Annotated in this window: 6 protein-coding genes; 1 reads left to right on the plus strand and 5 read right to left on the minus strand. The window is 66.8% G+C overall.

From position 1 onward, the window contains the following. Position 1 precedes the first annotated feature (1 nt). A complete protein-coding gene (locus tag Q1J95_RS02835) occupies positions 2-1,396 on the minus strand; it encodes an FAD-linked oxidase C-terminal domain-containing protein (RefSeq protein WP_300265757.1) in 1,395 nt (464 codons plus the stop codon). 143 nt (positions 1,397-1,539) lie between these two features. Between Q1J95_RS02835 and Q1J95_RS02840 the strand changes: the two genes are divergently transcribed. Further along, complete coding sequence (locus Q1J95_RS02840) at positions 1,540-2,184, plus strand: GntR family transcriptional regulator (RefSeq protein WP_300265758.1); 645 nt, start codon at positions 1,540-1,542, stop codon at positions 2,182-2,184. A 31-nt stretch (positions 2,185-2,215) separates the two neighbouring features. Here the strand turns inward: Q1J95_RS02840 and Q1J95_RS02845 are convergent, their stop codons facing one another. From Q1J95_RS02845 to Q1J95_RS02860, 4 genes are read right to left on the minus strand one after another with little or no spacing between them, the layout of a single operon-like run. Beyond that, entirely contained in the window at positions 2,216-3,397 is a 1,182-nt protein-coding gene (locus Q1J95_RS02845) for a thiolase family protein (RefSeq protein WP_300265759.1), read from the minus strand. Then, positions 3,397-4,581: a bifunctional 2-methylcitrate synthase/citrate synthase gene (locus Q1J95_RS02850; protein ID WP_300265760.1), complete on the minus strand. Its 1,185-nt coding sequence runs from the start codon at positions 4,579-4,581 to the stop codon at positions 3,397-3,399. Before Q1J95_RS02850 ends, Q1J95_RS02845 begins: the two co-directional genes overlap by 1 nt. A 30-nt stretch (positions 4,582-4,611) precedes the next feature. After that, a complete protein-coding gene (prpB, locus tag Q1J95_RS02855) occupies positions 4,612-5,511 on the minus strand; it encodes a methylisocitrate lyase (RefSeq protein WP_300265761.1) in 900 nt (299 codons plus the stop codon). Continuing rightward, positions 5,511-7,016 carry an MmgE/PrpD family protein gene (locus tag Q1J95_RS02860; RefSeq protein WP_300265762.1) on the minus strand — a complete coding sequence of 502 codons (1,506 nt, stop codon included), beginning with the start codon at positions 7,014-7,016 and terminating at the stop codon, positions 5,511-5,513. The genes prpB and Q1J95_RS02860 overlap by 1 nt, the downstream gene beginning before the upstream one ends. Positions 7,017-7,356: the final 340 nt, after the last annotated feature.

Below are 7,356 nucleotides of genomic sequence, written 5' to 3' on the forward strand. Positions count from 1 at the left end.
GTCAAGCTCCTGTCACGTCGCCGAACACGGCGCCGGGGTTGAGGATGTTCTGCGGATCGAGGGCGTTCTTGATGCGAAGGTTGAGCTCGAGAACGTCGTCGCCGAGGTACGCTCCGAGCCACGGCTGCTTCAGGCGCCCGATCCCGTGCTCGCCGGTGATCGTCCCGCCCAGCGAGATGGCAAGGTCCATCACCTCTCCATAAGCAGCTTCGGCCCTGGCCTTCTGGGCGAGGTCGGTGGGGTCGAAGACCAGCAGCGGGTGGGTGTTTCCGTCGCCGGCGTGCGCGACGACGGCGATCGGAACTTCGCGCCGTGCGGAGATCTGCTCGATCCCTGCGACGAGGTCGCCCAGTCGCGGAAGGGGGACTCCGACATCCTCCAGCAGGAGCGTGCCCTTCTTCTCCACCGCGGGGACCGCCATCCGTCGGGCGACGACGAACGCTTCGCTCTCGTCCGGGTCGTCGGTGGTGTAACACTCGGTCGCGCCGAGCTGCTCGCAGATCTGCTCGATCTGGGCGACGTCTTCGCGTGCGATCTCGGTGGGTTCGTCGGACTGCACGATGAGCATGGCCGCCGCTTCGCGGTCGAGTCCCATGCGCGTCTCATCTTCGACGGCGTTGATCGTCGGGCGGTCCATGAACTCCAGCATCGACGGGCGCATGGTGCGGGTGATCGCCAGCACCGCGTCGGTGGCACCGGTGAGCGTGGGGAAGGTCGCAACGACGGTCGCCGGCGGGCGCTGGGCCGGAACCAGTCGCAGCACGACCTCGGTGATGACACCGAGGGTGCCCTCGCTGCCCACGAAGAGCTTCGCGAGCGAGAGTCCGGCGACATCCTTCAGGCGCGGGCCGCCGAGGGTGACCGCACGCCCGTCGGCGAGAACGACGGTCATACCGAGCACGTAGTCGGTGGTGACGCCGTATTTGACGCAGCACAGGCCCCCGGCGTTGGTGGCGACGTTTCCGCCGATCGAGCAGAATTCGAACGATGACGGGTCCGGCGGGTACCAGAGGCCGTGGGCGGCTGCGGCCTGTTTCACCTCGGCGTTGAATGCGCCGGGTTGAACGGTCGCCATCCGTGTAGCGGCGTCGACCTCGATCCGTCGCATCCGATCGAGCGAGATGATGATGGCACCCTCAACAGCCGAGCTTCCGCCCGACAGGCCGGATCCTGCGCCCCTCGGCACGATCGGCACGGCGTGATGGGCGGCGATGCGCACGGCATCCTGCACCTGCGTAGTGGTCTCGGGGCGGACGACGGCAAGCGGTACGCCCGCGTTCGGGTCGAGAGCGCGATCCCACCGGTAGGCGTCTGTGGATGCCGGGTCCGTGACAAGCGCGTCAGCGGGAAGGGCCCGCGCGAGGTCGTCGATCACGGACTGCGGGCTCGTTGCCATCTCACTCTCCAGGCTGCTCAGCGAGGCGTTGCCTCGCACGCTGACACTAGCGTTGAATACGTCATAGATACAAGATAGATGCAAGGCGAATTCGCGATACGGTGGATGCCGGTCTCGGATGCCGAGGAGAGAAGGAGGCGCGCATGTCGCAGCCGATGTCTGCATCGGATCAGGTGTACGCGCACGTGCGCGAGCGCATCCTCGACGGCAGCATCCGTGCGGGTGAGCTGATCACCGAGGGACAGTTCGTCGAGTCCACCGGTCTCAGCCGCACGCCCGTTCGCGAGGCGTTCCTGCGTCTTGAGGCCGAGGGGTGGCTGAAGCTGTATCCGAAACGCGGTGCCCTCGTCGTGCCCGTGCAGCCCGAAGAGAAAGAGCAGGTTCTCGAAGCTCGCCAGCTCATCGAGACGCACGCGATGACCGTCATCTCGGCTGACGCAGATGCCGCCGACAGACTGAGCCGACGTCTGCACGAGCTCACAGAACAGACCCGCGACGCAATGGCGGTGGGAGATATCGCGGCGTTCACGTCGCTGGATGCCGAGTTCCACCTCGTGCTGGTGGGATCCGGCGGCAACGACATTCTGTCCGACATCTATCGCGGGCTACGTGATCGTCTGCTCCGGATGACCACCCGCTCGGTGTGGCACGACAAGACCCGCATGGAAGCCATCGTGAAAGAGCACGGCGCCCTCGCCGAGCTCGTCGCCCAGCGAGATGCCGCAGCATTCTCAGCGGCACTGATGGAGCACATGCGAGCGACGCACGATCGAGCGCACAGCCGCTGAGAACGGGGTCAGCCCGCGCCGGCCGCCGGCCTCAGCCCCGCTTCAACAGCGCCGCCAGCGCCTGCCCGCCGCCGATGCACATCGTGACGATGGCGTACTCTCCGCCGGTGCGCTGCAATGTGAGCGCCGCGCGCACGGTGAGGATCGCGCCGGTCGCGCCGACGGGATGCCCGAGCGCGATAGCTCCGCCATATGGGTTCACCTGGGCGGGGTCGAGCTCGGTGTCGCGGATGACCGCGAGCGCCTGCGACGCGAACGCCTCGTTCAGCTCGATCGTCGAGACGTCCGACGGTGTCAGCCCGGTCTGTGCGAACAGCTTGCGCAGCGCGAACGTCGGGGCGTAGCCCATGATCTCGGGCTCGAGTGCTGCGGTGGTCACCGCTTCGATGGTCGCGAGCACCGGCGCGCCCTCGGCTCGGGCATCCGCATCGCGCATCAACACGGTCGCCGCCGCGCCGTCGTTGATTCCCGATGCGTTGCCCGCCGTCACGGTGCCGTCTTTGACGAACGCCGACGAAAGCCCGGCCAGCGTTTCCAGCGTGGTGTCGGGGCGGGGATGCTCGTCGGCAGTCACCTCGACGCTCTTGCGCCCTGACGTCGTGACGGCGACGATCTCTTCTGCGAAGGCCCTCTGCGCTTCGGATGCCGCAGCCCGCTGCTGCGACTCCAAAGCGAACGCGTCCTGCTCTTCGCGTGAGATCGAGAACTGCGAGGCGACGTTCTCGGCTGTCGTCCCCATGTGCTTGTTCGTGAACGGATCGGTCAGCATCGCGATCGTGCCGTCGAGGAGCTGCCGGTGCCCGAGCCGGTCGTTGTACCGCGCGTTGAAGTCGTAGAACGGCATGCGCGTCATGTTCTCCGCACCGCCGGCGACGGCGACATCGAGCCCGCCCCACAGAAGTTCCTGCGCCGCCGACCAGATCGCCTGAAGACCTGATCCGCACAGGCGGTTCACGGTGAAAGCCGGTGTGTTGTTCTCAAGACCCGCCGCGAGGGCGATCCGCCGAGAGATGTAGGCATCTGCGGCGACCTGCCCGATGTTGCCGATCACGACCTCACCGACGCGGTCCACTGAAACGCCGGAGCGGCGCAGCGCCTCCGTTGTCGCCGCAGCGCCGAGCTCATGCGCAGGCGTGTCTTTGAACGCCCCGCCGAACCGTCCCACCGGGGTGCGAGCCCCGGCGACGATGGCGACCTTCTCGCGCGAGGACATCAGCCCGCAGCCTCTTCCGGACGCTCCTGCACGTCGATCGCCGCGGTGTCGGGCTCGTACTCGGCGATGTGCCGCTCATCGACCCCGTTGTAGGCCGACAGCGGTCGGATCAGCGCGTTGGATGCCTGCTGCTCCAGGATGTGCGCGGTCCAGCCCGTGATGCGCGAGGCGATGAACAACGGCGTGAAGGCGAGCGTGTCGTAGCCGATGAGGTTGTACGCGGGGCCCGACGGGTAGTCGAGGTTGGGGTAGATGCCCTTGCGCTCGACGAACTCACTCTCGAGGGTGTCGTACAGCTCCGCGACGTCAGGGCGGTCGTAGTGCGCGACGAGCGTGTCGAGCGCCGCCTTCATCGTCGGTACCCGCGAATCGCCGCGCTTGTAGACACGGTGACCGAAGCCCATGATCTTGCGCTTCTGGGCGAGCGCGGTATCCAACCATGACGAAACCTCGGATGCCGAGCCGATCTCATCGAAGATGTGCATGACAGCCTCATTGGCCCCACCGTGCAGCGGACCCTTCAGCGCACCGATGGCGCCGACGACGGCCGAGTAGAGGTCGCTCAGCGTCGACGTGATGACCCGCGCAGTGAAGGTCGATGCGTTGAACGAGTGCTCCGCGTACAGGATCATCGAGCGGTTGAACGCATCGACCACGACGGCATCCGGCTCCTCACCGAAGGTGAGCCACAGGAAGTTCGCGGCGTAATCCAGATCATCGCGCGGCTCGACGGGATCCAGACCACGACGGCGCCGCTGCCCGTACGACACGATCGCGGGGAGAGCGGCGAACAGCTTCAGACTCCGCTCGAGGTTCTCTTCAGCGGTGCCGACGGCATCCAGCACATTGCTGATCCCGGCCGTCTCGATCGCGCCGATGACACTGACGGCGGTGCGCACCTCGTCCATGGGGTGCGAGTCGATCGGCAGGCGATCGATCGCGTCCTTGACCGCAGGCAGCAACGCACGATTCGCGCGCTCGGTCGCCTTGAACGAAGCCAGCTCCGCGTCGGTGGGCAGCTCGCCGTGCCACAGCAGGTAGGCGACAGCCTCGAACGACTGGGTCGCGGCGAGCTCCTGCACGGGGTACCCGCGATACAGCAGGCTGTTCGTCTCGGGGTTGACCTTGCTGATCGCGGTCTCGTCGGCGATGACCCCGGCGAGACCCTTCTTGATGTCGTTCATGCTGTGCTCCTTTGCAGTGCTTTCGCTCGCTCAGCGGCTGATGGTGAAGTTGAAGACGCCGGAGTCGAAGTGGTTGTACGCCTCGTAGTCGATCAGTTCGTAGAGGTCGGCCCGGTGCTGCATCTCGCCGAGCTTGCCGGTCAGGTGCCCCTCATCGATCAGCGTATCGAGCGCGCGGCCCGTCGCCCCCATCGCGATGCGCAGCATCGACACCGGCCAGATGACGATGTTGACGCCGACTTCGCGCAGCTGATCGACGCTGAACAGGTCGCTCTTGCCGAACTCCGTCATGTTCGCCAGGATCGGCACATCCACGGCTTCACGCACGGCCGCGAACTCCTCGAGCGACCGCATCGCCTCGGGGAAGATTGCGTCGGCGCCGGCATCCACCAGCTGTTTCGCGCGATCCTTCGCTGCCTCGACACCGTCGACTGCGGCGATGTCGGTGCGCGCCATGATGAGGAAGTTCTCGTCGCGACGCGCGTCGACGGCGGCACGGATGCGCTTGACCGCCGTGTCGGTGTCGACGACGGCCTTGCCGTCGAGGTGTCCGCAGCGCTTCGGGTTGATCTGATCTTCGATATGAGCGCCGGCGAGCCCGGCATCCTCGAGCGTCTGGATCGTGCGCGCGACGTTCATCGGCTCGCCGAACCCGGTGTCGGCGTCGATGATCGCCGGAAGATCCGTCATCCGCGCGATCTGCTGACCGCGACCGGCGACCTCGGTGAGCGTGGTCAGCCCGATGTCGGGCAGGCCCAGATCGGCCGAGAGAACAGCGCCCGAGATGTAGACGCCTTCGAAGCCCTTCTGCTCGATCAGGCGTGCCGAGAGCGGGTTGAACGCACCGGGAAAGCGCAGCAGCTCGCCGGTGGCGAGGCGCTCCCGGAACCGGCGGCGCTTCTCATGCGCGGGGGTGTTCGAGTACAGCATCAGAACAGTCCCTTCGTGCTCGGCTCGGATGCCACGACCCGCGCCTTGGCGATGATCGAGAGCTCGGCAACCTCGTCAGCGGTCAGTTCGGGCAGGCGCTGCACCAGCTCGAGGAAGCGCTCGATCTCGGCCTGTTCCAGTACGGGCTCGGCGAGCAGCCGGAACTTGGCGATGTAGTTCTCACGGGCGAAGGGACGAGCACCCAGCGGGTGGGCGTCAGCGACGGCGATCTCGTCGACGAGCGTCGATCCGTCCTCGAACGTGATCTCCACGCGACCGCCGAACGCCTTCTCGCTGATGTCGTTCGAGTGGTAGCGGCGGGTCCACTCGGCGTCCTCGACCGTGGTCACCTTCTGCCACAGCGCGACGGTGTCTTCGCGCCCGGCGCGCTCGGGGGTGTACGAGTCGACGTGGTGCCAGGTGCCGTCCTGAAGCGCGACCGTGAAGATGTAGGGAATCGAGTGGTCGAGCGTCTCACGCGACGCGGTCGGGTCGTACTTCTGCGGGTCGTTCGCGCCCGAACCGATCACGTAGTGGGTGTGGTGGCTGGTGTGCAGCACGACCGAGGCGATCTTCGACGGGTCGATGCCGTCGTTGTGAAGCTTCCGGGCGAGGTCGATCCACGCCTGCGCCTGATACTCGGCCGAGTGCTCCTTCGTGTACGTGTCGAGAATCGCGCGCTTCGCCTCGCCGGGGGCGGGAAGCGGCACCTCGTATGCGGCATCCGGCCCGTCCAGCATCCAGGCGATCACGCCGTCTTCACCTTCATAGATGGGTGACGGGCTGGTCTGGCCGCGCATGGCGCGGTCGACGGCTTCGACGGCCATCTTCCCGGCGAACGCGGGGGCATGCGCCTTCCACGTCGAGATCTCACCCTTGCGGCTCTGACGCGTGGCAGTGGTGGTGTGCAGTGCCTGCGAGACCGCCTGATAGATGGTCTCGGCGTCGAGGCCGAGAAGGGTTCCGATGCCGGCCGCGGCCGAGGGACCGAGGTGCGCGACGTGGTCGATCTTGTGCTTGTGCAGGCAGACGGCCTTCACCAGGTCGACCTGAATCTCATACCCCGTCGCGATGCCCCGCACGAGCGCACGGCCATCGGCGCCGGTGTGCTGCGCGACCGCGAGGATCGCCGGGATGTTGTCGCCGGGGTGGGAGTAGTCCGCGGCGAGGAACGTGTCGTGGTAGTCGAGCTCGCGCACGGCGACGCCGTTCGCCCACGCGGCCCACTCGGGGCTCACGCGCTCGGCCTGCGGCAGCCCGAAGACCGTCGCGCCCGGGTTGTAGGGGTGCGCCTGCGCCTGGGCGCGGGCGGCGACGACGGGCGCCCGCGTGAGGGACGCCGTCGCGACCGACGCGTTGTCGATGACGCGGTTGACCACCATGTCGACCACGTCCGGCTCGACCTCGACCGGGTCGACGGCGACCTCGGCGAGCTTCCACGCGAGCTGGTCCTCGCGGGCGAGGTTCGCGGCGGACGGGTGGACGCGGACGTCGTGGACGATCATGGCGCGGCTCCGGTGAGGGTTGGCTCGGGTGTGGACAGTGCGGTGAGGACGTGGTCGTCCGGGTACGGGAAGTCGAGGGCGGCTTCCTCAGGGGGAGGGGTCTGAGAGTTCATTGCTCTGACCTTTCTTCGATGTGAGCCGCTGTGGATTTCCCTGCGGTGATTCAAATTTCCCATCGGAGGAAGATCCGCGAATCCCGCCAGCCGACCCATCTTTCGGGAAAAGTGACGACGTATATGGGGGTGGTTTTGGGCTTGCGCTAGATTCCAGTCATGAGAACGCGCGTGTCTGATGTCGCACAGGCTGAAGCCCGTCTGGGGTGCTACGGGCAGATCCTGGC

It is taken from the genome of Microbacterium sp., from assembly GCF_029263575.1.
GTDB lineage: Bacteria > Actinomycetota > Actinomycetes > Actinomycetales > Microbacteriaceae > Microbacterium.

Coding starts and splice junctions, on each gene's coding strand:
- Q1J95_RS02835 (WP_300265757.1), bottom strand. CDS start 1,396: ATGGCAACGAGCCCGCAGTCCGTGATCGACGACCTCGCGCGGGCCCTT.
- Q1J95_RS02840 (WP_300265758.1), top strand. CDS start 1,540: ATGTCGCAGCCGATGTCTGCATCGGATCAGGTGTACGCGCACGTGCGC.
- Q1J95_RS02845 (WP_300265759.1), bottom strand. CDS start 3,397: ATGTCCTCGCGCGAGAAGGTCGCCATCGTCGCCGGGGCTCGCACCCCG.
- Q1J95_RS02850 (WP_300265760.1), bottom strand. CDS start 4,581: ATGAACGACATCAAGAAGGGTCTCGCCGGGGTCATCGCCGACGAGACC.
- prpB (WP_300265761.1), bottom strand. CDS start 5,511: ATGCTGTACTCGAACACCCCCGCGCATGAGAAGCGCCGCCGGTTCCGG.
- Q1J95_RS02860 (WP_300265762.1), bottom strand. CDS start 7,016: ATGATCGTCCACGACGTCCGCGTCCACCCGTCCGCCGCGAACCTCGCC.